General features: G+C 70.3%; 21 protein-coding genes and 1 pseudogene. 21 read left to right on the top strand and 1 reads right to left on the bottom strand.

Features of this window, described 5'->3' with window-relative positions; genetic code table 11:
• Window positions 1-172 precede the first annotated feature (172 nt).
• Entirely contained in the window at window positions 173-1114 is a 942-nt protein-coding gene (locus Q4V64_RS11830) for a 5-dehydro-4-deoxyglucarate dehydratase (protein ID WP_124443185.1), read from the top strand.
• A gap of 64 nt (window positions 1115-1178) precedes the next feature.
• Window positions 1179-2342 carry a hypothetical protein gene (locus Q4V64_RS11825; protein ID WP_124443186.1) on the top strand — a complete coding sequence of 388 codons (1164 nt, stop codon included), beginning with the start codon at window positions 1179-1181 and terminating at the stop codon, window positions 2340-2342.
• Here the strand turns inward: Q4V64_RS11825 and Q4V64_RS11820 are convergent.
• Window positions 2279-3514 carry an MFS transporter gene (locus Q4V64_RS11820; RefSeq protein ID WP_124443187.1) on the bottom strand — a complete coding sequence of 412 codons (1236 nt, stop codon included), beginning with the start codon at window positions 3512-3514 and terminating at the stop codon, window positions 2279-2281. The two genes, Q4V64_RS11825 and Q4V64_RS11820, sit on opposite strands and share 64 nt — an antisense overlap.
• Window positions 3515-3644: 130 nt before the next feature.
• Between Q4V64_RS11820 and Q4V64_RS11815 the strand changes: the two genes are divergently transcribed.
• The 19 genes and pseudogenes from Q4V64_RS11815 to Q4V64_RS11720 all read left to right on the top strand — a co-directional run bounded on the left by Q4V64_RS11815 (window position 3645) and on the right by Q4V64_RS11720 (window position 25901).
• Window positions 3645-4232: a TIGR03086 family metal-binding protein gene (locus Q4V64_RS11815; RefSeq protein WP_124443188.1), complete on the top strand. Its 588-nt coding sequence runs from the start codon at window positions 3645-3647 to the stop codon at window positions 4230-4232.
• 41 nt (window positions 4233-4273) lie between these two features.
• Window positions 4274-5057 (top strand): annotated as a pseudogene (locus tag Q4V64_RS11805) (MBL fold metallo-hydrolase).
• A gap of 158 nt (window positions 5058-5215) precedes the next feature.
• Window positions 5216-5884, top strand: a complete 669-nt coding sequence (locus Q4V64_RS11800; RefSeq protein WP_124443189.1) for a GntR family transcriptional regulator — start codon at window positions 5216-5218, stop codon at window positions 5882-5884.
• Complete coding sequence (locus Q4V64_RS11795) at window positions 5881-6789, top strand: dihydrodipicolinate synthase family protein (RefSeq protein WP_124443190.1); 909 nt, start codon at window positions 5881-5883, stop codon at window positions 6787-6789. Before Q4V64_RS11800 ends, Q4V64_RS11795 begins: the two co-directional genes overlap by 4 nt.
• A complete protein-coding gene (gene araD, locus Q4V64_RS11790) occupies window positions 6786-8522 on the top strand; it encodes an L-arabinonate dehydratase (RefSeq protein WP_124443191.1) in 1737 nt (578 codons plus the stop codon). Before Q4V64_RS11795 ends, araD begins: the two co-directional genes overlap by 4 nt.
• A 122-nt stretch (window positions 8523-8644) precedes the next feature.
• Complete coding sequence (locus Q4V64_RS11785; protein ID WP_124443192.1) at window positions 8645-9580, top strand: sugar ABC transporter permease; 936 nt, start codon at window positions 8645-8647, stop codon at window positions 9578-9580.
• Window positions 9577-10473 carry a carbohydrate ABC transporter permease gene (locus Q4V64_RS11780; RefSeq protein WP_124443193.1) on the top strand — a complete coding sequence of 299 codons (897 nt, stop codon included), beginning with the start codon at window positions 9577-9579 and terminating at the stop codon, window positions 10471-10473. Before Q4V64_RS11785 ends, Q4V64_RS11780 begins: the two co-directional genes overlap by 4 nt.
• Window positions 10470-11771, top strand: coding sequence for a pectate lyase (locus Q4V64_RS11775; protein ID WP_124443194.1), 1302 nt, complete (start codon window positions 10470-10472; stop codon window positions 11769-11771). The genes Q4V64_RS11780 and Q4V64_RS11775 overlap by 4 nt, the downstream gene beginning before the upstream one ends.
• Entirely contained in the window at window positions 11768-12934 is a 1167-nt protein-coding gene (locus Q4V64_RS11770; RefSeq protein ID WP_253267250.1) for a Gfo/Idh/MocA family oxidoreductase, read from the top strand. Before Q4V64_RS11775 ends, Q4V64_RS11770 begins: the two co-directional genes overlap by 4 nt.
• A complete protein-coding gene (locus Q4V64_RS11765) occupies window positions 12934-13779 on the top strand; it encodes a PmoA family protein (RefSeq protein ID WP_124443195.1) in 846 nt (281 codons plus the stop codon). The genes Q4V64_RS11770 and Q4V64_RS11765 overlap by 1 nt, the downstream gene beginning before the upstream one ends.
• Entirely contained in the window at window positions 13776-15320 is a 1545-nt protein-coding gene (locus Q4V64_RS11760) for a glycoside hydrolase 43 family protein (protein WP_124443196.1), read from the top strand. Before Q4V64_RS11765 ends, Q4V64_RS11760 begins: the two co-directional genes overlap by 4 nt.
• Window positions 15321-15675: 355 nt before the next feature.
• The gene (locus Q4V64_RS11755; protein ID WP_124443250.1) at window positions 15676-17568 is read left to right on the top strand and encodes a pectinesterase family protein; all 1893 of its coding nucleotides are present in this window, start codon (window positions 15676-15678) and stop codon (window positions 17566-17568) included.
• A gap of 86 nt (window positions 17569-17654) precedes the next feature.
• Window positions 17655-19001 carry a sugar ABC transporter substrate-binding protein gene (locus Q4V64_RS11750; protein WP_124443197.1) on the top strand — a complete coding sequence of 449 codons (1347 nt, stop codon included), beginning with the start codon at window positions 17655-17657 and terminating at the stop codon, window positions 18999-19001.
• Window positions 19002-19183: 182 nt separating this feature from the next.
• Window positions 19184-19978, top strand: coding sequence for a rhamnogalacturonan acetylesterase (locus tag Q4V64_RS11745; RefSeq protein WP_124443198.1), 795 nt, complete (start codon window positions 19184-19186; stop codon window positions 19976-19978).
• 31 nt (window positions 19979-20009) lie between these two features.
• Window positions 20010-21332, top strand: a complete 1323-nt coding sequence (locus Q4V64_RS11740; RefSeq protein WP_124443199.1) for a pectate lyase — start codon at window positions 20010-20012, stop codon at window positions 21330-21332.
• A 111-nt stretch (window positions 21333-21443) separates the two neighbouring features.
• Entirely contained in the window at window positions 21444-22568 is a 1125-nt protein-coding gene (locus Q4V64_RS11735; protein WP_124443200.1) for a pectinesterase family protein, read from the top strand.
• A gap of 4 nt (window positions 22569-22572) precedes the next feature.
• A complete protein-coding gene (locus Q4V64_RS11730; RefSeq protein ID WP_124443251.1) occupies window positions 22573-23601 on the top strand; it encodes a pectinesterase family protein in 1029 nt (342 codons plus the stop codon).
• Complete coding sequence (locus tag Q4V64_RS11725; RefSeq protein ID WP_124443201.1) at window positions 23594-24850, top strand: pectate lyase; 1257 nt, start codon at window positions 23594-23596, stop codon at window positions 24848-24850. Before Q4V64_RS11730 ends, Q4V64_RS11725 begins: the two co-directional genes overlap by 8 nt.
• Window positions 24843-25901: a dienelactone hydrolase family protein gene (locus Q4V64_RS11720; protein ID WP_124443202.1), complete on the top strand. Its 1059-nt coding sequence runs from the start codon at window positions 24843-24845 to the stop codon at window positions 25899-25901. The genes Q4V64_RS11725 and Q4V64_RS11720 overlap by 8 nt, the downstream gene beginning before the upstream one ends.
• The last annotated feature ends 5 nt before the right edge of the window (window positions 25902-25906 follow it).

The following is a 25906-nucleotide window of genomic DNA, read 5'->3' as shown; positions in this document are numbered from 1 at the left end:
ACACGCTATGAAGGGTGGCCGTATCCCGTCAAGTGTGGCCCGGAGTCGGGAAATTCGCTTCCGTGAGGCGTGTTTGTCGGCTTGACCGGTCCTCAGGGGGCTCCCTAGGGTGGACGCGTTCATACATATAGATGCCAATCATAAACATGAGCGCCTGTTCTAGGGAGAGCCCGTGACCTCAGCCCCCCTCGCCGCTCGACTCGGTATCCCCAGCGGGCCGCTGTTCTTCCCCGTCACCGCCTACGGCCCCGACGGCGAGGTCGACCTCGACGGGTACCGCGCGCACGTGCGTCGCGGGGTCGAGGCCGGGGCCGCCGCCGTCTTCGCGTGCTGCGGCACCGGGGAGTTCCACGCGCTGGCGCCGGAGGAGTTCGAGGCGTGCGTGCGGGCGGCCGTGGAGGAGACGGCGGGCCGGGTACCGGTCGTCGCGGGCGCCGGATACGGCACCGCGCTCGCCGTGCGGTACGCGCGCCTCGCCGAGGCGGCCGGGGCCGACGGGCTGCTCGCCATGCCGCCGTACCTCGTGATCGCCGGGCAGGACGGGCTGCTGCGGCACTACCGGGAGGTGGCCGCGGCGACCTCGCTGCCGGTGATCGTCTACCAGCGTGACAACGCCGTCTTCACCCCCGAGACCGTCGTCGAGCTGGCCCGCACCGACGGGATCATCGGCTTCAAGGACGGACTCGGCGACCTCGACCTCATGCAGCGCGTCATCAGCGCCGTGCGCACCGAGGTCCCCGGCGACTTCCTCTACTTCAACGGGCTGCCGACCGCCGAGCAGACCCAGCTCGCCTACCGCGGCATCGGCATCACGCTCTACTCGTCCGCCGTCTTCTGCTTCGCCCCGGAGATCGCCCTCGCCTTCTACGAGGCCCACAAGACCGGTGACGACACCACCGCGAACCGCCTGCTCGACGGCTTCTACCGGCCCTTCGTCGAACTGCGCGCCCAGGGCCGCGGCTACGCCGTCGCCCTCGTCAAGGCCGGTGTACGGCTGCGCGGACTCGAGGTGGGGGAGGTCCGGCCCCCGCTGCACGAGCCCAGCGAGGATCATGTCAAGCAACTCGCTCAGATCATCGAGCGCGGATACGCGCTGCTGGACGAGAACAAGTGACGGCGAAGCACCCGTGAGGGTGGAGCACCAGTGAAGGCGGAGCACCAGTGAAGGCGGAGAACAAGTGAAGGCGTCGACTTTCGTCTACCCCTGGGACGTCAACGGGGACCCGGAGGCCGCGGGCCGCATCGCCGCGCTCGGCGTGCGACAGGTGACGCTCGCCGCCGCCTACCACTCCACGCGTGCCCTGACCCCCCGCCACCCGCGCCACCGCATCGTCACCGCCGAACACGCGGCCGTGCTGTACCCCACGGACGACCGGTGGGAGGGGCGGGAGCTGCGCCCGTACGCGGCCGGCGACTGGGCGCCCGGGGACGCCTTCGGCGAGGCGGCGGCAGCGCTCGTGGACGCCGGTCTCGAAGTGCACACCTGGGTCGTCCTCGCGCACAACTCCCGCCTGGGCGCCGAACACCCCGGCACCTCGGTCGTCAACGCCTACGGCGACCGCTACCCGTGGGCCCCCTGCATCGCGCAGCCCGCCACGCGCGCGTACCTCGTCGACCTCGCCGCCGAGGCGGCCGTACGGCCCGGGGCGCGCGGCACCGAGCTGGAGTCCCTCGGCTGGTACGGCCTCCAGCACCTGCACGCCCACGACAAGACCGGCGGGGTCGGGCTCGGCGACGCCGGCATGTACCTGATGGCCCTCTGCTTCTGCCCGACCTGCCGGGAGGGGTACGGCAGCCAGGGCCTGGACGCCGACGAGCTGGCCGCCGCCGTACGCGGCGCGCTGGAGCCGCTGTGGCAGGGCGCGCCCGACGACGGCGAATGGGCCGGCGTCGAGAAGCTGCTCGGCGCGGCGAAGGCGGCCGCCACGCGCGCGTGGCGCGACGAAACCGCCCGCACGCTTCAGGAGACCGCGGTCGCGGCGGTCCGCGCGGCCGCTCCCGACGACTTCCAGGTGCTGCTGCACGCCGACCCCGTGACCTACCATGTGGGCGCCAACCCGGGCGTCGACCCCGCGCACATCCTCTCCGTCGCGGACGGCGTGGTCGTGCCGTGCGCGGGCGGACCGGGACTGCTGGCGCCGTTCGCCGAGCAGGGCCGGGAGGGTGCGGTGATCGCCGCCAACTTCGGGGTGGTGTCCGGGATGGGCGGCAGCCCCGGCACCCTGGCGGCCGACGTGGCCCGGGCCCGCGAGCTGGGCGCGACGGAACTGCGGCTGTATCACGCCGGGTTGGCGTCGGACGGGGACCTGGAGGCGGTGCGGGCGGGGCTCGCCGGGCTCTGAAGCAGCGGTGCGGCCGACGCCAGCCACGCCAGGCCGAGGACGGGCAGCACCAACTGGTAGTCGACCAGTTCGACGAGTCCGGCGCCCACCGCGAGCCCGATCACGTTCGGCGTGAAGATCAGCGTGTTGGCCGTGGCGGCCGCCCGCCCCAGCAGCGCGTCCGGCGTCTCACGCTGTACCGCGGTGAGCGCGGCGATCAGGACGCAGGGCAGCCCCACGCCGCCCGCCACGCCGCACACGAGGGCGACCGCGTCGGACGGGATCGCCCGCAGCCCCGCGGAGGCGGCCGTCAGGGCGACGCCGTACGCGGCGAAGCGGCGTGTGCCCAGACGGCGCAGGGCGGGGCCGGAGAGCAGCCCGATCGCAACCGAGCCGGCGCCCTGCACGGCGTACAGCACACCGGCGTAGGCGGGGGAGCGGCCCAAACCGTCGATGACGGCGTAGATCATCGCCCCGCTGAGGCCGGCGAACAGCATGGTGGTGCCGCCGGCCAGGACGAGCGGGCGGAGCCGGGGGTGTGACCAGAGGTGGCGGGCGCCCTCGGCGGTCTGGGCCCGCCAGCCGGTCGTGGGCGGCGCGGGTTTGCTCTCGTGGACGCGGAGACAGGCGTACAGACCGGTGGCGGCCACGAACGTGACGGCGTCGAGGAGGGCGACGCTCGGTCCGCCGTACGCCGCGTACACGCCCGCGCCGGCCAGCGGGGCGAGGAGTTTCATGCCCTCGTTGGCCGTCATGCGCAGCCCGTTGAAGTCGCCGAGGAGAGCGGGGTCGACGGCGCCCGCGACGAGGGCCGACTCGGCGGCGTCGTGTACGACGCCCGCGGCGCCGTACACGAACAGGACCGCGAACAGGAGCCAGAGGCGGTCGGGGGAGTCGACGGTGAACAGGGTGAGCAGGAGGGCGGCCAGCAGCAGGTTCACGCCGATCAGCAGGGGTTTGCGACGCGTGCGGTCGGCGAGCGTGCCCAGCAGGGGGCCCGCCAGGGTGGGCGTCCACATGGCGAGCATGCACAGGGCTGCCAGACCGTCCGAGCCGGTGAGGTCCTTGACCCACACGCCCGACACCAGCCAGAGCGCCGAGGTGCCGAAGCCGGAGACCACGACTCCGGCGAGATAGAGCCTGGCATTGCGGTCGCGCAGGACGCGCAGGACGGTCCATGGGGTGGTTGTCATGCTTGGTCATCGTGCGGCTAAGGCCTCGCCGCCGAGATGGGGCAGGTGCCCTAGAAATACCGTCCGAAGCGATGAGTTTCGTGGCCGCGGCGGGTCCACCTCTCAGGAACACGACCAGAGGAGCCGCCGCATGACCGCCCCGACCTTCGACCTCGGACCTCAGGCCCGCATCGTGGCCCGCCTCGCCGACGGCGTCACCGACGCGCAGCTCTCCGCCACGACGCCGTGTCCGGACCTCGCGGTGCGCAACCTGCTGGGGCACCTGACCGGCCTGGCCGTCGCCTTCCGCGACGCCGCCCGCAAGGACCTGGGCGTCAGGACGGACACCGACCCGGGAGCCGCCGTGCCCGACATCGGCCCCGGCTGGCGCGAGGAGCTGTCCAAGGCCCTCGACGAACTCGCCGACGCCTGGCGCGACCCCGCCGCCTGGACCGGCATGACCCGCGCGGGCGGCGTCGACCTGCCCGGCGAGGTCGCCGCCGCGGTCGTCGCCGACGAACTGGTCATCCACGGCTGGGACCTGGCCCGGGCCACCGGGCAACGGTACGAGCCGGACCCCGCCGCGCTGCGGGCGTCGCACGACATGCTCTTCGCAGCGGCGCGGGACTCCGACCGCGGAGACGGCATCTTCGGCCCGGTCGTCTCCGTCCCGGACGAGGCCCCGCTTCTCGACCGTGCGGTGGGGCTGAGCGGGCGGGACCCGGGCTGGAAGCCGTAATCGACAGGCCCGGGGGCGTACGGCGACCGTACGCTCCCGGCATGGCTCTCACCCTCACCGTCCTCGGCACCGCATCCCCGCATCCGCAGCCGGACCTGCCGTGCTCCGGTTATCTGCTGCGCGACGGGGGTGCCGAGGTGTGGGTGGACGCCGGGTTCGGGACCTTCGCGGAGTTGCAGCGGCACACCGATCCGGCGCGGCTCGACGCCATCTGGATCTCGCATCTGCACGCGGACCACAGCGCCGATCTACTGGCCGCCGTGTACGGGCTGGCGTATGGCGGGCTCACCCCGGACGCTCCCATTCCGGTCTACGCCCCCGCCGGCTGCGCGCTGGGGGTACCTCCCACGCGTTAAGCAGTGGGGGAGTCTCGCCGGATTCTTCGGGCGGCCGGATGCCGGGTTCCTCGACGGAATCTTCGACTTCCAGCCCCTCTACGACGGTCACACCGCCCGGCACGGCGACCTGACCCTCACCGCCCACGCCGTCGAGCACGACGTCGAGGCCTACGGGCTGCGCGCCGAAAGCGGCGGGCGGGTGCTCGCGTACTCCGGGGACTGCGGGCCGTGCGACGGACTGCTCCATCTCGCCGGGGGCGCCGACCTGTTCCTCTGCGAGGCCGACATCGACCGGCATCGCGAAGGCGAACAGGTGCATCTGACGCCGGAGGACGCCGGCGCCGCCGCCCGTCTGGCCGGCGTGCGACAGCTGCTCGTCACGCATGTCGGGCCCACCCTCACCCGGGAGGCGGCGACCGTCCGGGCCGCCGCGAACTTCGGTGGACCGACCTCCGCCGCCTACGTGGGCGAGACCAGGGACATCTGACGGCTCTTCACGAAACTTCAACTTCCTTTGCCAGAAGCATTGACGAAACACAGGGGCCCTCCTACCTTCAACGCGTCGTACTTCGTACGTCATATATGAGACGCGATACGTGAGATCCGATACGCGATTCGCCGAGACGCGAGATCCGAGAGGCGCGCATGACCTCTGTGCCCACGCCGATCCCCTCCCGCACGCAATACGTGCTGGAAGGGATCAAACACCGCATCCTCACCGGGCAGTTGACGCCAGGTCAGGCTCTGGTCGAGACCGAGCTCGCCGCGCAGTTCGGGGTGTCCAAGACCCCCGTACGCGAGGCGCTCAAGACCCTGGCCGGTACCGGGCTCGTCATGATGAGCCAGTACAAGGGCGTCACGGTGCGCATGGTGGACGCGGACATGGCGCGCGAGGTCTACGACGTGCGGCTCCTGCTGGAGCCCGAGGCGCTGAAGCGTGCCGTCAGGCGGGGGGCCTCCCTCGATGCCGCGAAGGACGCGCTGACCCGCGCCGACGGAGCCACCGACACCGCCGAACGGTCGCTCGCCAACCGGGAGTTCCACCGCGCCCTGTACCTGCCGTGCGGCAACCCGCTGCTCGGCCGGATGCTCGACGAGGTCCGCGACCAGGCCGCCCTCGTCTCCGCCGTCGCCTGGGCGGCCTCGCCCTCCTGGGAGCGGGAGGCCGGCGAGCACCGGGAGATCCTGCGGCTCGCCCTGGCCGGTGACGCCGACGGCGCGGCGAGAGCCCTGCACTCGCACATCGCGTCCTTCGTCGAGCGGGCCTTCCCCCGAGCGGAGTCCGAGGCCCAGGGAGAGGACGGTCAAGCATGACTACGACGTTCGAGACCCAACGGACGGCCCTGGCCGACGTGGTGGCGATCCCGGTGACCCCGTTCGCCGAGGACGGCTCCGTCGAGCAGGACGCCCACCGGGCCCTGCTGCGTCGTCTGCTCGACGGAGGGATCACCACCCTCACCCCCAACGGCAACACCGGGGAGTTCTACGCCCTCACCCCCCAGGAGCGGCAGCTCGTCACCGAGCTGACCATCGCCGAGGCCGGCGACCGCGCCGTGATCCTCGTCGGGGTCGGCCACGACGTGCCCACCGCCATCGCCTCCGCCCGGCACGCCCGCGAGCTCGGCGCCCAGATGGTGATGGTCCACCAGCCGGTCCACCCGTACGTCTCCCAGGCCGGCTGGGTCGACTACCACCGCGCCATCGCCGAGGCCGTGCCGGAGCTGGGCGTGGTGCCCTACATCCGCAACGCGCAGCTGCACGGCGTCCGCCTCGCCGAACTCGCCGACGCCTGCCCGAACGTCATCGGCGTGAAGTACGCCGTCCCGGACGCGGCCAAGTTCGCCGCGTTCGCCCGCGACGCCGGGCTGGAGCGCTTCGTGTGGGTCGCCGGGCTCGCCGAGCCGTACGCCCCCTCGTACTTCTCCGCCGGCGCCACCGGCTTCACCTCGGGGCTCGTGAACGTCGCCCCGTCCGTTTCGCTGAACATGATCGAAGCGCTTCGATCCGGCGACTACCCGACCGCCATGAAGGTCTGGGAGCAGATCCGCCGCTTCGAGGAACTCCGTGCGGCAAACGGCTCCGCCGACAACGTCACCGTCGTCAAGGAGGCCCTCGCCTCCCTCGGCCTGTGCCGCCGCGACGTCCGGCCGCCGAGCAAGCAGCTGCCCGAGGAAGAACGCGCCGAGGTCGCCGCCATCGCCGCCGGGTGGTCGATATGAACGAGCCGATAGGAAAGCGCCCCGAAGAGCTCAGAAGCCATCAGTGGTACGGCACCGACGGCCTGCGCTCCTTCAGCCACCGCGCCCGCACCCGCCAGCTCGGCTACCTGCCCGAGGAGCACCTGGGCAAGCCGGTCATCGCGGTCCTCAACACCTGGTCCGACATCAACCCCTGCCACGTCCACCTGCGCGATCGTGCGCAGGCCGTGAAGCGGGGAGTGTGGCAGGCCGGCGGCTTCCCGCTCGAGTTCCCGGTCTCCACGCTCAGCGAGACGTTCCAGAAGCCGACCCCGATGCTCTACCGCAACATGCTCGCGATGGAGACCGAGGAGCTGCTGCGGTCCTATCCGGTCGACGGGGCCGTGCTCATGGGCGGCTGCGACAAGTCCACGCCCGCGCTGCTCATGGGCGCCGCGAGCGTCGACCTGCCCGCCGTCTTCGTGCCCGCCGGGCCCATGCTGCCGGGCCACTGGCGGGGCGAGGTCCTCGGCTCCGGCACCGACATGTGGAAGTACTGGGACGACAAGCGGGCCGGCCTCATCGGCGACTGCGAGATGACCGAGCTGGAGAGCGGCCTCGCCCGCTCGCCCGGCCACTGCATGACGATGGGTACGGCGTCCACCCTGACCGCCGCCGCGGAAGCGCTCGGCGTCACCGTGCCGGGTGCGTCCAGCATCCCGGCCGTCGACTCGGGGCACGACCGGATGGCGGCCAAAGCCGGCATGACCATCGTCGAACTGGTCCACAAGGACCGGAAGCTCTCGCAGATCCTCACCCGCGACGCCTTCGAGGACGCCGTCACCACCGTCCTCGGCCTCGGCGGCTCGACGAACGCCGTGATCCACCTGATCGCCATGGCGGGCCGCGCGGGCGTCAAGCTCACCCTCGACGACTTCGACCGCATCGCCCGCACGGTCCCGGTGCTCGCCAACGTACGGCCCGGCGGACAGACGTACCTCATGGAGGACTTCCACTTCGCCGGCGGACTGCCCGGGTTCCTCTCCCGGATCCCGGACCTGCTCCACCTGGAGCGGCCCACCGTCTCGTACGACACCATGCGCGAGCAGATCGACGGCGCGCAGGTCCACAACGACGATGTCATCCGCCCCCGGGACAACCCGGTCGCGAACGAGGGCGGGGTCGCCGTCCTGCGCGGCAACCTCTGCCCCGACGGCGCGGTCATCAAGCACATCTCCGCCGAGCCGCACCTGCTCAAGCACACCGGCCCCGCGGTCGTCTTCGACGACTACCGGACGATGCAGCGGACCATCAACGACCCGTCGCTGAACATCACCGCCGACAGCGTGCTGGTGCTGCGCAACGCCGGGCCCAAGGGCGGCCCGGGCATGCCCGAGTACGGGATGCTGCCCCTGCCCGACCACCTGCTCAAGCAGGGCGTGCGGGACATGGTGCGGATCTCCGACGCCCGGATGAGCGGTACGAGTTACGGCACGTGCGTCCTGCACGTGGCCCCCGAGTCGTACGTCGGCGGCCCGCTGGCCCTGGTCCGCACCGGGGACACGATCACCCTCGACGTCGAGGCGCGCACCCTCCGCCTCAACGTGGACGACGAGGAGCTGGAGCGCCGCCGGGCGCAGTGGACACCGCCGCCCGTCCGTTACGAGCGAGGCTACGGCGCGCTCTACAACGAGCAGATCACGCAGGCCGACGCCGGCTGCGACTTCGAGTTCCTGGCCCGCCCGGGCAAGGTGCAGGACCCGTACGCGGGCTGAACCACCGCAGCACGACCTGGCACACCCCTGTCCAGGGAGAAAGCGCTTCCTCCGCGAGAAAGCACGACCTACGCACCACCCACGCACGAAGCACGCACGACGTACCAGAACGGAGAACAGTCATGGCCCAAGCCGCAGCCGTGGCGAAACCGCCCGCGCCACCCCGGCGGCGCCGTGCCTCCGCCACGCCGCGCAGGCTGCCGTACCTGCTGATCACCCCGGCGGCCCTGCTCATGCTCGGCTTCATCGCCTATCCGGTGATCAGCGTCTTCTACTACAGCCTGCAGAACTACAACCCCACCAAGCCATGGCGGAACGGCTACGCGGGCTTCGACAACTTCGTCCACGCCTTCACCGAAGACCCGGTGTTCTGGGACACGCTGGTCTTCAGCGCCAAGTGGGTCGTCGTCGAGGTCGGACTGCAACTGCTGTTCGGTCTGGCGCTGGCCCTCATCGTCAACCAGACCTTCGTGGGCCGCGGGCTCGGGCGGGCCATGGTCTTCTCCCCGTGGGCCGTCTCCGGCGTGCTGACCTCCGCGATCTGGGTACTGCTCTACAACTCCCAGACAGGCATCACCCGTTACCTCGCGGACATGGGCATCGGCTCCTACGGCACCAGTTGGCTGTCGGACACCTCCACCGTGTTCCCGGCGGCGATCGTCGCCGACCTGTGGCGCGGTGTCCCCTTCTTCGCGATCCTCATCCTCGCCGACCTGCAGTCCGTCTCGAAGGACCTGTACGAGGCCGCCGAGGTCGACGGGGCCAGCCGCTTCAAGCAGTTCTGGCACATCACGCTGCCGCACCTGAAGGACGCGATCATCCTGTCCACGCTGCTGCGCGCGGTCTGGGAGTTCAACAACGTCGACCTGCTCTACACCCTGACCGGCGGCGGACCCGCGGGCGAGACCACGACCCTCCCGCTCTACATCGCCAACACCAGCGTCGACGCGCACAACTTCGGCTACGCCTCCGCCCTGACCACGGTGGCGTTCGTGATCCTGCTCTTCTGCTCGATGGTCTATCTGCGCCTGAGCAAGTTCGGAGGTGGGAACAAGTGAGCACCAAGGAGGCCACCGCGGTGGCACCGGTTCCCGAGCCCGCGGTCGTCGAACCGCCGCGCCCCACGGGCAGGCGTCGTGCCTGGGACGAGGCCCCTCGCTGGCAGATCTACCTGCCGCTGTCGATCTACCTCGTCTTCACCCTCATCCCCTTCTACTGGATCCTGCTCTTCGCCCTCCGCCCGGCCGGCTCGACCTCGCTCGTGCCCTGGCCGATGACCTTCGACCACTTCGAGAAGGTCTGGACGGAGCGAAGCTTCGGCACCTACTTCGAGAACAGCCTGCTCGTCGGCGTCGCCACCCTGTTCATGACGACCCTCGTCGCACTGGCCGGCGGCTACGCCCTCGCCCGGTTCGACTTCAAGATCAAGCAGGCCTTCATGCTGGCCCTGCTGTGCTCCCAGTTCGTGCCGGGCGCGCTGCTCCTGGTCCCGCTGTTCGAGATCTTCGCCGAGCTCCAGATGATCAACTCGCTGGGCAGTGTGATCATCGCGGAGACCGTCTTCCAGCTGCCGCTGTCGATGATCCTGATCAGCAACTTCATCAAGAACGTGCCGTACTCGCTGGAAGAGGCGGCCTGGGTCGACGGCTGCAACCGCTTCACCGCCTTCCGGATCGTGGTCCTGCCGCTGCTGCGTCCCGGTCTGATCGCCGTCGGCTCCTTCGCCTTCGTGCACTCCTGGAACCACTTCCTGTTCGCCCTGATGTTCCTGAACAACCAGGAGAAGCAGACCATCCCGGTCGGCCTCAACACCCTGATGAGCGCGGACAGCGTCGACCTCGGCGCGCTCGCCGCGGGCGGCATCATCGCGGCCGTCCCCGTCGTGATCGTGTTCGCCTTCATCCAGAAGTGGCTGATCACGGGCTTCAGCGCGGGGGCGGTGAAGGGATGAGACTCCGCCGGATCACTGTTGTCGGCGCCGCGTTGGGGCTCCTGTGCGTCCCCGCGCACGCCGAGGCACGCGACATCAGCCGCGACACCCTGCCCGCGAACGACGGCTGGGCCTCCGCCGCCGGCGGCACCACCGGAGGTGCCGCGGCCGACGACGCCCACGTCCACACGGTCACCGACCGCGCCGGACTGGTCCGCGCCCTCGACGGCGGCAGCGACACCCCGAAGATCATCAGGATCGCCGGGACCATCGACGCCAACACCGACGACGACGGCGACCGCCTGGACTGCGCCGACTACGCCACCGACGGCTACAGCCCGAAGAAGTACCTGGCCGCCTACGACCCCCGCACCTGGGGCTCCGCCAAGCCCAGCGGCCCGCAGGAGGAGGCCCGCCAGGCCTCGGCGGCCAAGCAGGCCGAGCGGGTCGTGCTGCCCGTCGGCTCCAACACCACCATCGTCGGCCTGGGCGACCCCAAGAACACAGCCGTCCTCAAGGGCGCCAGCCTCCAGGTCAAGGACGCGGACAACGTGATCATCCGCAACCTCGACCTGCGCGACGCCTACGACTGCTTCCCCGTCTGGCAGCCCAACACCGGCGGCCTCGGCGACTGGAAGACGGCCTACGACAACGTCTGGCTGCGCGGTGCCACCCACGTGTGGGTCGACCACGTGACCCTGAGCGACAAGGGCCACCCGGACGCCGAGGAACCCACCCACTACGGCCGCAACTACCTGCGCCACGACGGCCTGCTGGACATCACCAACGGCTCCGACCTGGTCACCGTCTCCTGGAGCCGGTTCGCCGACCACGACAAGGCGATGCTCATCGGCAACGGCGACACGGCCACGGGCGACCGCGGCAAGCTCCGGGTCACCCTGCACCACAACGAGTTCGAGTCGGTCGTCCAGCGGGCGCCCAGGGTCCGCTTCGGCCAGGTGCACCTCTACAACAACCGGTACGTCGTCCCGGACGACGCCCACGACTACCGCTACTCCGTCGGGGTCTCCACCGAGTCGGCCGTATACGCCGAGAACAACGCCTTCACCACCCCCGGCCACATCGAGGCCGCCGACCTGGTCAAGAGCTGGAACGGCACCGCCCTGCACCAGAGCGGCACCCTCTTCAACGGCTATCCGGTGGACCTGCTCACCATCCACAACGCCTACAACTCCGGCAGCGAGCGTGACCTCACGGCCGACGTCGGCTGGAGACCTACCCTGCACACAAAGATCGACAACGCCGCCACGGCCGACCGAGAGGTGGCACGCGGCGCGGGCGCAGGGAGGATCCCATGACTGTTCAGATGACCGTTCCGATCGTTCTCGCGGGCGCACGCGGCCACGGCCGCTGGCACCTGGACAACATCCGCCGGCTCCAGGACAAGGGCATCGTCCGGCTGGCGGGGATCTGCGAGCTGACCCCGCTGACCGGCGACGAGATCCCCGAGGGCCTCGGCACCCCCGAGCAGTCCGCCGACTTCGGCGCCCTCCTCGACTCCACCGGCGCCCGGATCGCCGTGATCTGCACGCCGATCCCGACCCACACCGACCTGGCGCTGACGGCCGCCGCCAAGGGCGTGCACCTCCTGCTGGAGAAGCCGCCCGCCCCCTCCTACGCCGAGTACCGCCGGATGGCCGACGGGGTAGCCCAGGCGGGCGTCGCCTGCCAGATCGGCTTCCAGTCGCTGGGCTCGCACGCCGTGCCCGCGATCCGCGAGCTGATCGCCGAGGGCGCGATCGGCGAACTCGAGGGCGTCGGCGGGGCCGGTGCCTGGGCGCGTCCCGAGGCGTACTACCGGCGGGCGCCCTGGGCGGGCAAGCGCAGGCTGCACGGCGTCGACGTGATCGACGGGGCGCTGACCAACCCGCTCGCGCACGCCGTCGCCACCGCCCTGGCGCTGGCCGGCGCCCCGCACGCCGAGGACGTCACCGAGATCGAGACCGAGCTGGTGCGCGCCAACGACATCGAGTCCGACGACACCTCCTGCGTCCGCGTCACCACCACCGGGGGCCTCCCGGTGACCGTCGCGGCGACGCTGTGCGCCGAGGACCCCGACGAGCCGTACGTGGTCGCGCACGGCAGCCGGGGCCGGATCACCTTCTGGTACAAGCAGGACCGCGTCCTGCTCCAGCGGGCCGACCACGGCCCCGAGGAGTACGAGTACGGCCGCACCGACCTGCTGGAGAACCTCGTCGAGCACCTCACCGACGGCGCCGGCCTGCTGGTCCCGCCGGACGCCACGGGCTCCTTCATGAAGGTCGTCGAGGCGATCCGGCAGGCTCCCGACCCGGCCCCGCTGCCGGAGGGCTCCTGGCACCTGCTCCCCGACGAGCGGCGCCGGGTCGTGCCCGGCGTCGACGGACTCGTCGCGGCCGCCGCGGACACCCTCTCCCTGTTCTCCGAACTGGGCGCCCCCTGGGACGTCCCGAACGGACTCCGAAAAGAGGTGAGCACCTGATGACGACCAACGACACGCCGGTGCTGCGCGTCGCGGGCCGCCCGGTCGGCCGGTACGTCACCCGGCCCGAGCTGCCGGCCCGGCTCTCCCCGCGCCCGTACCTGCACCCCGTCACCACCCTGGCCGGCACGGCGGTCACCGAGCTCAGCCCCGCCGACCACACACACCACCTCGGCGTCGGTGTCGCCGTTCCCGACGTCGAGGGGTCCAACTTCTGGGGCGGACGCACCTACGTCCGCGACCAGGGCCCGACCGAACTGGACAACCACGGCGCCCAGCGGCACACCACCTTCCAGCTGCGCGACCCCGACGGCTTCGTCGAGGAGCTGCGCTGGGTGGCCGCCGGAGCCGAGCTGCTGCGCGAGCGCCGTACGGTCGCGGCCATCGAACTCACCGACACCGCCTGGGCGTTGGACTTCACCTTCTCGCTCACGAACGTCACCCCGGACCCGCTGTCGATCGGCAGCCCCGCCACCAACGGGCGGCCCGGCGCGGCCTACGGCGGTTTCTTCTGGCGGGCCCGCAAGGAGCACGAGGCCCCGCAGGTCTTCACCGCCGCCACCGAGGGTGAGACCGAGGTCCACGGCGCCCGCGCCGACTGGCTGGCCCTGGCCGGCTCCACCTGGACGCTGGTCTTCGCCGGGGCCACCGAGCAGACCCGGCGCGACCCGTGGTTCGTGCGGACGGCCGAGTATCCGGGCGTCGGCTCGTCCCTGGCGTACGAGGAGCGGCTGCCGATCCCGCCCGGTGAAACCGTCGTGCGGCGGATCGTCACCGTGGTCGCCGACGGCCGTCTCGACCGGGACGGAGCCGCGGCGCTCATACGGAAGGCGGTGAGCCCATGACGACGGAGAAGACGGAGAAGACGGAGAAGACGGAGACCGTGGAGACGTACACGAACCCCGTCCTGAACGCCGACTGGTCCGACCCGGACGTCGTCCGCGTCGGCGACGATTTCTACCTCACCGCCTCCAGCTTCGGCCGGGCCCCCGGCCTGCCGCTGCTGCACTCCCGTGACCTGGTGAACTGGACCCTGGTCGGCCACGCCGTCGAACGCCTGGAACCGGCAAGCGAGTTCAGGGCCCCGCGCCACGACTGCGGAGTCTGGGCACCGTCGTTACGTCACCACGACGACCGCTTCTGGATCTTCTGGGGCGACCCCGACCAGGGCATCTTCCAGGTCAACGCCCCCGGGATACGCGGGCCTTGGACCCGTCCCCAGCTGGTGAAAGAGGGCAAGGGGCTCATCGACCCGTGCCCCCTGTGGGACGACGAGACCGGCGAGGCCTATCTCGTGCATGCCTGGGCCAAGTCCCGCTCCGGGATCAAGAACCGCCTCACCGGCCACCGTATGCACCCTGACGGGACGTCACTTCTCGACGAGGGCAAGGTGATCGTCGACGGAGATCGCATCCCCGGCTGGTTCACCCTCGAAGGTCCCAAGCTCTACAAGCACGACGGCTGGTTCTGGATCTTCGCCCCCGCCGGGAGCGTGGAGACCGGCTGGCAGGGCGCCTTCCGCTCGCGCGGCTTCTTCGGGCCGTACGAGGAGAAGGTCGTCCTGGAGCAGAAGGACACCGACGTCAACGGGCCGCACCAGGGCGGCTGGGTGCGGACCCCGTCCGGGGAGGACTGGTTCCTGCACTTCCAGCAGCGAGGCGCCTACGGCCGTGTGGTCCACCTCCAGCCGATGCGCTGGGGTGCCGACGGCTGGCCGGTGCTCGGGGACGACGGCGCCCCCGTCGCCGTACACCCTTGCCCCGACCTGCCGCCGCAGCCGGCCGCCGCGCCCGCCGCCGACGACGACTTCCCCGGCGGACGCTTCGGTCGTCAGTGGCAGTGGACGGCCAACCCGCAGGACGGGTGGGCCACCCAGCACTCCGGGGACGGCCTCAGACTGGCCTGCGTCCGCTCGGTCGACGCGCACGACCTGCGCAAACTGCCGAACGTGCTCACCCAGCGGCTGCCGGGCACCCCGTCCGTCGTCGAGGTCGAGCTGAGGCTGCACGGCGAGGAGCCGGGGGCGCGGGCCGGGCTCGCGGTTCTCGGAGACGCCTTCAGCTGGATCGGACTGCAACGAGGGGCCGACGGGGCGGTCCACCTAGTGCACCGGTTCGCCGAGGCCGTCGCCGAGAAGGAGCGGGACGCCGACCATCCGCGGCTCGCGCCCGAGGGACGGGCCAGGCTGCGGATCGAGATCGGCGCCGGGGCACGCTGCCGCTTCTTCTACGACGTCGGAGACGGCCCGCACCTCTCGGGCCAGGTCTTCGCCGCCACCCCCTGGCGCTGGGTCGGCGCCCTGCTCGGCCTGTTCGCCCTCGCGCCCGTCGGCCCGGGACACGCGGGCGCCGCGAGTTTCACGCAGTTCCGGATCAGCCCTCTGTAACGCACCACACCGCACCGCACCCGTACGCCTGTTGGGAGCCGCAATGACGCACCTCCATAGCAAGCGCTTGCCGAGACCGAGGTCAGGACACGGCAGGGTCCTGGCCGCCGTGATCGGCCTCGTGGCCGCGCTGAGCCTCGGGGCGCTCGGGGAGGCCGAGGCCGCACCCGCCGACCGGTCCGCGATGACAGCCGACCCGTCCGCGACCACCGCCGGCCGGTCAGTGACGACAGCCGACCGGTCCACGACCACCGCCGGCCGGTCAGCGACGACAGCCGACCGGTCCGCGACCACCGCCGGCCGGTCAGTGACGACAGCCGACCGGTCCACGACCACCGCCGGCCGTTCCGCGACCATGTCCGGCCAGTCCGTGGCCACCGCCGACGGGTCCGCGACCACCGCGGACCGCTGGACCGACCGGCCGCACGGTTTCGCCTCCCTCGCCGGCGGCACCACCGGCGGCGCGGGCGGCAAGGTCGTGACGGTCACCGACCAGGCCTCGCTGGCGAAGTACGCGGCGGCCGAGGAGCCGTACGTCATCCGGGTCAAGGGTGCCCTCGAGATGGATCCCTTCGGCACGGAGATCACCGTCGCCTCCGACAAGACCATCATCGGCGTGAGCGACAGCGCCGAGATCGTCCACGGCGGTCTCAACCTCGACCCCGGCACCCACAACGTGATCATCCGCAACCTCACCATCCGTGACACGGCGATCGAGGGCAACTGGGACTGCAAGGACACCGACTTCGACGGCATCCGGATGGACACCGTCCACCACGTGTGGGTCGACCACATCCGCTTCTCACGGATCTGCGACGGCCAGCTCGACATCCGCAAGGACAGTGAGTACGTCACCGTCTCCTACAACCAGTTCACGGACAACAACAAGACGTTCGGCATCGGCTGGACCCCGAACGTCAAGACACAGATCACCGTCGACCACAACTGGTTCACCGGCACCAAACAGCGCAACCCGTCCGCCGACAACTGCGCCTACGCGCACCTCTACAACAACTACCTGACGGCACAGACGGATCCCGGTGATCCGGTGTGGACGTACGGCAACTGGTCGCGCGGCAAGACCAAGATGGTCATCGAGAACAGCTACTACCGGGACGTCCAGCACCCCTACCAGGCCGACGCCACCGCCGAGTTGGTGGAGCGCGGGTCGATCCTGAAGAACACGACGGGCCGGCACGACGAGTGGGGTGCCGCCTTCGATCCGCGGGAGTTCTACGACTACCGGCTGGATCCGGCGGCGGCCGTCCCGGCGCTGGTCAAGCGCTTCTCCGGACCGCAGAAGCGGATCGGCGGCCCGGTGACGCTGCACGTCCCGGCCGACTACCCGACCGTGCAGGCCGCCGTGGACGCCGTGCCCGACGGCAACGCCGTCCCGGTGACGATCGCGGTCGCTCCGGGCACGTACCGGGCGAAGGTCCTCATACCCGCGGGCAAGCCGAACATCCTGCTGCAGGGGACTGGACAGGATCGCTCCGACACCGTCATCGTCTACGACACGCCCGCCGCGAACGGCGGCTCCACCGGGAGCGCGACCGTACGGATCGCCGCGAACGACGTCACCGCCCGCAACCTCACCTTCAGCAACGACTTCGACGAGGCCGCGCACGAGGTCAACGGCGAGCAGGCGCTGGCGATGAAGACGACCGGCGACCGGATCCTCTTCGAGGACACCGCCTTCCTGGGCAACCAGGACACGCTGATGACCGACAGCCCCAAGCTTGACGTGATCAGCCGGGTCTACATCCGCGACTCGTACATCGAGGGCGATGTCGACTTCCTCTACGGACGCGCGACCACAGTCGTCGAGCGGTCCGTGATCCGCGCGCTGAGCCGTGGCTCCGCCACCAACAACGGGTACATCACGGCCGCTTCGACCTGGACCGGCAATCCCTACGGGTTCCTGATCACGGGATCGAGGATCGTCAGTGACGCGCCCGCCGGGACCTTCCACCTGGGCCGGCCCTGGCATCCGGGCGGTGAACCCGCCGCGGTCGCCCAGGTGCTGATCCGCGACACCGAGCTGCCCGCGGCCGTCAAGTCCTCGCCGTGGACCGACATGAGCGGGTTCTCGTGGAAGGACGCGCGGTTCGCCGAGTACCGCAACTTCGGCCCGGGGGCGGGTGCCTCCGCTGACCGGCCGCAGATGAGTGACGCCGATGCCAAGGCGTACACCGTCGCGAACTACCTCAAGGGCGCGGACGGCTGGGCGCCGTACGCCCGTCGCTGAGGTCCCGTGGTGACACAACCGTGGTGGCAACAACTGAACCCCCCACAACTTCATATCTCGCTGGATCCACAAGAGAGAGCCGACCAATGAAGATCAGCATCCGTAGAAGCAGGCGCGCTGCCGTAGCCGTCGCCCTGGGCTCCGTACTCGCCCTGACCGCCACCGCCTGCGGTGACGACGGCAGCGGCGCGGGCGGTGACAAGGGCGAAGAGGGCAGCGGCAAGGGCAAGATCGTCTTCTGGGACAACAACGGCGGTGTCCGCACCGACATCTGGAAGGAGGTCATCGCCGACTTCGAGAAGGCCAACCCGGACATCGAGGTCGAGTACGTCGGGATCGCCTCCACCGAGTACCAGTCCAAGGTCGACACCGCCATCCAGGGCGGCGGCCTGCCGGACGTCGGCGGTGTCGGCGCCGCGATGGCCGCGGGGTTCGCCGCCCAGAACGCGCTGGAGCCGCTGGACGACCGGCTCTCCAAGTCCTCCCTCAACGGCAAGCTCAACGAGTCCATGGTCGAGTCGCTGAAGTCCGCCGGCGGCGGCGACGCGCTGTTCTCGATCCCGACCTCCGCCAACAACGGTGTCCTCTACTACCGCACCGACCTGTTCAAGAAGGCGGGCCTGGACGAGCCGACGACCTGGGACAAGTTCTACGAGGCCGCGGACAAGCTCACGAACAAGGGCAAGAACGAGTTCGGGTACACCATCCGTGGTGGCGCCGGTTCCATCGCCCAGGCACTGGACGCGATGTACGGGCAGTCCGGCATCACGTCCTTCTGGGACGCGAGCGGTGAGAAGACCACGGTCAACGACCCGAAGAACGTCGAGGCGCTGGAGAAGTACGCGGCCCTGTACAAGAAGGTCACGCCGGCCGCCGACCTGAACAACGACTTCACGAAGATGGTCGCCCAGTGGGATTCCGGCACGATCGGGATGCTGAACCACAACCTGGGGTCCTACCAGGACCATGTGAAGGCGCTCGGGGTGGAGAAGTTCCGTGGTATCCCGCAGCCTGTTGGCTCCGCCGGTAAGCGGGTTCAGGTGTCCAACCCCGTTGACGGGCTGGGCTTGTTCAAGAGCTCCAAGAACAAGGACGCTGCGTGGAAGTTCATCGAGTTCGCCACCTCGCACGAGGAGAACTCGAAGTTCAACAAGTCGGCCGGGCAGGTTCCGGCGAACAATGACGCGGCGAAGGATGCGTGGATCTCCGAGGCCGAGCCTACGAAGCTGGCCGCGGGGGCGTTGAGTGATGGTTCCACGACCATTGTCCAGCTGCCGTACTACCTGCCGGACTGGAACACGGTTTCGAAGTCGGACAACGAGCCGAATTTCCAGAAGGTGCTGCTCGGTGACATGAGCGCGAAGGACTTCCTGGACACGATGGCTGAGCAGTTGAACACGGCTCAGGCTGAGTGGAAAGAGCAGAACGGCTGAGAGCTCGGTCCTGTTTGGCGGCGGCCGGCTGCGGGTTGTGTGTGGCTGGTCGCGCCCACGCGGCGGTAGCCGCATATCAGCACGGCCCCGCGCCCCTAAATGCAGGGGCGCGGGGGTTACCCCCCCACTTGAAAGGCACCGCCTAGCACAATTCACGTACGCCTGTTGAGAAAGGCGCCCTTGTGTCACTCACCCGCAGACAGGTCACCACCGCGGCTCTTTCCGCTGTTCCTCTCGCCTTCGCGGCCCCTGAGACCGCTGTCTCTCACGCAAGGTCCCGCACTCTGTTCATCGCCGGTGATTCCACCGCCGCCCAGAAGTACGCCCCCGCCGCCCCCGAGACCGGGTGGGGCATGGCGCTTCCGTTCTTTCTGCACAAGGATCTGATCGTCGCCAACCACGCTGTGAACGGGCGCAGTTCGAAGAGCTTCGTCGACGAGGGGCGGCTCGATGTCGTCCTCGGGGCGATCCGGCCGGGCGACTTTCTGATCATCCAGTTCGCTCACAACGACGAGAAGGCGGACGACCCGACTCGTTACACCGAGCCCTGGACGACGTACCAGGACTATCTGCGCCAGTACGTCGACGGCGCCCGGGCCCGTGGTGCCCGGCCCGTGCTCGCCACGCCCGTCGAGCGCAGGAGGTTCGACGCGGGCGGCAACGCCGTGCCGAGTCACGGCGACTATCCGGCGGCGATGCGTGCGCTCGCCAAGGAGGAGCGCGTCGCGCTGCTCGACCTCCAGGCCCTGTCCCTCGCGCTGTGGCAGCGGCTCGGTGTCGAGGAGACGAAGACGTACTTCAACTGGACCGCGACCGAGCAGGACAACACGCACTTCAACCCGCCCGGCGCGATCGCCGTGGCGCGGCTCGTGGCCCAGGAACTGCTGCGTACGCGGGTGCTCGCACCGCGCGATGTACGCCGGCTGGACGAGGAGATTCCCGCGTCCTGGATCACCTGGCCGCAGGCCGCCGCGTAACACCCCGTCCCTGAAAAAGGAGAGCCGCACAATGCACGCACGGATATGGCATGGGCATGTCATTACAAAGAGAGCCGCTGTTCTGGTCGGCTGCACCGCTCTCACGCTGTCCCTGACCGGCACCGCCGCCGAGGCCGGCTCGGGCTCCCGCAACCTCGGCCGTCAGGTCCTCGGCGCGAACGACGGCTGGGGTTCGGAGGGCGCGGGCACGACCGGTGGCTCGGCCGCCGACGCGGAGCACGTCTACACCGTCACCACCTGGGCGGAGTTCAAGGCGGCGCTGAAGGAGGGTGGCGACGCGCCCAAGATCATCAAGGTCAAGGGGATGATCGACGCCGTCTCCGAGGGCTGCGAGGCCTTCGTCACCGGGGGATACGACCTCCAGCAGTACCTCAAGGACTACGACCCGGCCGTCTACGGCAACGACAAGGTCGCCATGGGGCCGCAGGAGGACGCGCGGGTGGCGTCCGCCGCCAAGCAGGACACGGAAATCAAGGCCAACATCCCCAGCAACACCACCATCGTCGGCGTCGGCAAGAACTCCGGCATCCTCGGCGGCAGCCTCCAGATCAAGGGCGTCTCGAACGTCATCCTGCGCAACCTCACCATCGAGGCCCCGCTCGACTGCTTCCCGAAGTGGGACCCGACCGACGACAACAACACCGGCAACTGGAACTCCGAGTACGACACCGTGGTCGTCTACGGCACTGACCACGTGTGGCTCGACCACAACACGTTCACCGACGGGCGCTACCCCGACAGCGAGCGGCCGGTCTACTTCGGCAAGGTCTTCCAGCAGCACGACGGCCTGACCGACATCGTGCGCGGCTCCAACTACGTGACCGTGTCCTGGAACCGCTACGAGAACCACGACAAGAACATGCTGATCGGGAACGGCGACGGCCTCGCCGCCATCGACGCCGGCAAGCTCAAGGTCACCATGCACCACAACCGCTTCGACGGGATCCTCCAGCGCTCTCCGCGTGTGCGGTTCGGACAGGTCGACGTCTACAACAACCACTACGTGGTGAACGAGGAGCAGAAGGACGACTACTACATCTTCGGTGTCGGTATCTCCTCGCAGCTCCACGCCAGCGACAACGCCATCTCGCTGCCGGCCGGCACCAGCGTCGGCAAGGCGCTGAAGAAGTGGAACGAGTCCCCGCTGACCGCCGAGAACAACTACGTCAACGGGAAGCTGACGGACCTGATCGCCGTGCACAACGCCGAGATTCCCGGCGAGACCCTCCAGTCCGGCGCCGGCTGGAAGCCGAGCCTGCGAACCAAGGTCCACTCGCCCAAGGCGGTCCCGTGGATCGTCGGCCCCAACGCGGGCGCCGGACGCCTGCGCTGACGTACCCGAACCGGCAGGCCGGGACGTACCGCCGTCCCGGCCCGCCGGCCCTCGGAATCCCGGCCTTTGGCCGAGACCCCAGCACGTCCCGCACCGCGAAGGAGCCCCCGCATGCCCTCGCCCCACCTCCAACTCCCCCTGTCCAGAAGGGGATTCCTGATGGCGAGCGCCGGAGCGGGCGCCGCGCTCGCGCCGACCCCCGCGCGGGCCGGCGGCGGCAAGCGCCCGTTCGGCCGGTACGGGTCACCGGCCGCCCGCCTGACTGCGAAGACCCTGTACGTCGACCCGCACGGCCAGGGCGACCACACCTCCGTCCGGGCCGCCGTGACCGCCGCGACCGGCAGCGGCTGGACGCTGGTCATCGCCCCCGGCACCTACCGCGAGACGGTCGCCGTCGACGCCACCCGTACGGAGACGACCTGGATCGGCGCGAGCGAGAACCCCCGCGACGTCGTCATCGTCTACGACAACGCGGCCGGCACCCCCAAGCCCGGCGGCGGCACCTACGGCACCACCGGGTCCGCCACCACGACCGTGCAGGCCGCCGGGTTCACCGCCCGCTGGATCACCTTCGCCAACGACTGGCTGCGTGCCGACCACCCCGAGATCACCGGCACCCAGGCCGTCGCCATCAAGGTCCAGGGCGACCGCTCGGCCTTCCACCACTGCCGCTTCCTCGGCCACCAGGACACCCTGTACGCCGACTCGATGGCCCTGACCGTCTTCGCCCGCCAGTACTACTCCCACTGCTACGTCGAGGGCGACGTCGACTTCGTCTTCGGACGGGCGACCGCGGTGTACGACAACTGCCACTTCCGCACCCTGAACCGCACCGACCTGGGCGGCGCCCCGTACGGCTTCGTCTTCGCGCCGTCCACGGCGGGCGCCAATCCCCGCGGCTACCTGGTCGTCCGCGGACGGATCAGCAGCGAGGCCCCGGACGCGTACTACAAGCTGGCCCGCCCCTGGGTGCCCAGCTCCGACACCACCGCCCGCCCGATGCTCACCGTCCGGGACACCCGCATGGGCTTCGGCATCGACGCGGTCGCGCCCTACACCAACATGTCGGACTCCTTCCCCTGGCAGAACCAGCGGTTCGCCGAGTACCGCAACACCGGGCCGGGAGCCGTGATCACGGTTCCGGAGAACCGGCCCCAACTCACCGCCGAGCAGGCCGCGTCGGCGACCCGCGCGGCCTACCTCGGCGACTGGGCGCCGTGGAAGGAGGCGCGCTGAGATGCTGCGCAGGCGCACCCTTCTGACGGGGATCGCCGGCGGTCTCACGGCCGCCGGTGCCGGTCCCGCCTTCGCCGGTGGCGGCCGCCGCGTCCTCCACGTCCGCCCCGGCGACTCCGTCCAGGCGGCCGTGGACGCGGTGGCCGGGCCCGGCTGGACGATCGTCGTGCACCCGGGGACGTACCGAGAGGTCGTCAAAGTGCCGGCCGACAAAGCGGAGTTGACCCTGCGCGGCGCCACTCGCGACCCCCGCGACGCCGTCATCGTCTACGACAACGCGGGCGGCACCCCGAAACCGGACGGTTCCGGTACGTACGGCACGGCAGGCTCCGCCACCTTCACCTCGGCGGCCCCCGGCCTGACCGTCCGCGACCTCACCCTCGCCAACGACTGGCTGCGCGCCGACCACCCCGAGATCACCGGAACGCAGGCGGTGGCGGCGTACACCTACGGCGACCGCACCCACTTCGAGAACGTCCGCCTGCTGGCACACCAGGACACCCTCTTCGTCGAGACGACCGCGCTGGACACCTTCGACCGGCAGTACTTCCACCGCTGCTACATCGAGGGCGACGTCGACTTCGTCTTCGGACGGGCGACCGCCGTGTTCGAGGACTGCCACTTCCGCACGCTGCGACGGGACGTCACCTTCACTCCGAAGGGCATGGTCTTCGCCCCGTCCACCGCCCGCGCCAACCCCCACGGCATTCTGGCGGTCCGCTGCCGGATCACCTCCGCCGCCGAGGACGGGGCGTACAAGCTGGCCCGGCCCTGGGTGCCGTCGTACGAGACGACCGCCTGGCCGTCCCTCGTCGTGCGGGACACCCGGATCGGTCCAGGGATCGACGCGGTGGCGCCGTACACGAACATGCGGGAGGCGTATCCCTGGCAGAGCATGCGGTTCGCCGAGTACCGCAACACAGGGCCGGGAGCCGTGATCACGGTCCCGGAGAACCGGCCTCAGCTCACCTCCGGTGACGCCGCGGCGCACACCAGGCGGGCCTGTCTCGGCGGCTGGCGGCCGTATGCGTAAAGTCGCTGCCCTCCTTACCTGCCTGTGCCTGTTCTGGCCGAGCCAGGCCTCCGCCGCCGAGCGCGGCCCCGTCGGCTGGGCCTCGACCGCCCCCGGCACCACCGGCGGCGCGGGCGGGACCACCTGGACGGTGGACACCCGCGCCGAGCTCAAGGAGGCCCTGGCCAACCACCGCGACCCCACCGCACCCAAGGTGATCCGGGTCGTCGGAGACATCAACGGCCATGAGGCGCAGGACGGTTCCCTGCTCGGCGAGCAGGACTACGCGCCCGGGTACGACCTCGCCAAGTACATGTCCTGCTTCGGCGAGGACGGGGCCGTCTGGTCCGACACCCGTCACGACTACTGCAAACAGCAGCGTCAGCTCCGGCAGACCGGGTCGAACAAGGAGAAGGCGCAGATCCAGCTCACGGTGCCGAGCAACACCACCCTGCTCGGCGTGGGCCGCGACGCCCGGCTCCTCGGGGTCTTCCTGACCGTCAACACCGGCACGAACATCATCGTCCGCAACCTGCACCTCGAAGCTCCCGTCGACCACTTCACCACCTGGTCGCCGGGAGACGGCACACAGGGCAGCTGGAACGCCCGCTTCGACGCGATGACCGTGATCACCGGCAAGAACATCTGGGTCGACCACTGCACCTTCACCGACGGCCGCTTCCCGGACCGCGAGGCGCCCCTCGGCTTCCACGGCGAACGCGTCCAGCGGCACGACGGGTTGCTGGACATCGAGGACGGCTCCGACTTCATCACCGTCTCCGACAGCCGGTTCGCCGACCACGACAAGGCGATCCTCATCGGGTCGGGGGACGGGCGCGGCGACCGGGACCGCGGGCATCTGAAGGTGACCTTCGTCCGGAACCTCTTCACCGACATCGTGCAGCGCGGCCCTCGCGTCCGCTTCGGTCAGGTGCACGTCGTCAACAACGTGTACCGGGGGCAGGCGCCTCTCTATGCCCTGGGTGTCGGCGTCGAGTCGTCGATCTTCTCCGAGCGCAATTCGTTCCGCTACGGGCGGGGCGAGCCGTCCCTCGCCGTCGCGGACTACGGCGGCGAGCACTTCCGGGACACCGGCTCCTGGTTCAACGGGCGGCCCGCCGGCCTGAACGCGGTGGCGAGCGGCCTCGGCCTGACCGACGAGGTCGGCTGGGACCCGGCCGACGTCTACCACTACCGGCCCCTCACCTCCCGGTCGGCGGTCGAGCGGTACGTCCTTCGGCACGCCGGTGCCGGGAAGCCGTATGCGTGAGCCGTTGGGTTCCCTGAAAGGCGAGCTGGACTTCCCGCTCGCCTGGGGTACTTCACCGATCCGCGATTTCCAGGCCTGGCGCCGGGCCGCCCGTTCCACGGTCGAGGAGCACCTCCTCGTCGACCGGCAGGACGGGACGCCGTACGCCCCCGAATTCGTCCCCGGCCCTCAAGGAGGCGCATACACAGGCGCGTACACAAGGGAGTTGGTGACCCTCTCCCTCACCCGCCACGAACGCGTCCGCGGTGCCCTGCTCACCCCGCACGGCACCGGACCCTTCCCTGCCGTACTCCTCCTCCACGACCACGGGTCCAGGTTCGACATCGGAAAGGAGAAGCTCGTCCGGCCCTGGTACGACGACACCCGGCTCGCCTCGGCTCAGGCCTGGGCGGACCAGCACTTCAGCGGGCGGTTCGTGGGCGACGAGCTGGCCCGGCGCGGATACGTGGTGCTCTGTCTGGACGCGCTCGGCTGGGGCGACCGCGGCCCCCTCACCTACGACCGGCAGCAGGCCCTGGCCTCCAACTTCTACAACCTCGGCTCCTCGCTCGCCGGACTCATGGCCCGCGAGGACGCCCGCGCCGCCGGATTCCTGGCCGGTCTCGACCGCGTGGACGCTCGCCGGGTCGCGGCCGTCGGGTTCTCGATGGGCGCCTACCGCGCCTGGCAGACGGCCGCGCTCAGCGACCACATCGCCGCCGCGGCGAGCGTGGGCTGGATGACCGGCCTGAAGGAAATGATGGTGCCCGGCAACAACACGCTGCGCGGGCAGTCGTCGTACTACATGCTCCACCCGGGCCTGCCCCGGTTCCTCGACATCCCCGACGTGGCGAGCATCGCCGCACCCAGGCCGATGCTGTTCTTCAACGGCGGGCTCGACCCGCTGTTCCCCGCCGACGGCGTACGGGTCGCGTACGACAAGCTGCGCGCTGTCTGGCGCTCGTGCCGCGCCGAGGAGCGGTTGTGGCTGAAGGCGTGGCCCGACCTGGGCCACGCCTTCACACACCGCATGCAGGACGAGGTCTTCGCGTGGCTCGACGCCGTCCTGTGATCCAC

The sequence above is a fragment of the Streptomyces sp. NL15-2K genome (genome assembly GCF_030551255.1).
Taxonomy (GTDB): domain Bacteria; phylum Actinomycetota; class Actinomycetes; order Streptomycetales; family Streptomycetaceae; genus Streptomyces.
The sequence above is the reverse complement of the archived record's forward strand: the minus strand, read 5'-3'. Positions and strand labels throughout refer to the sequence as shown.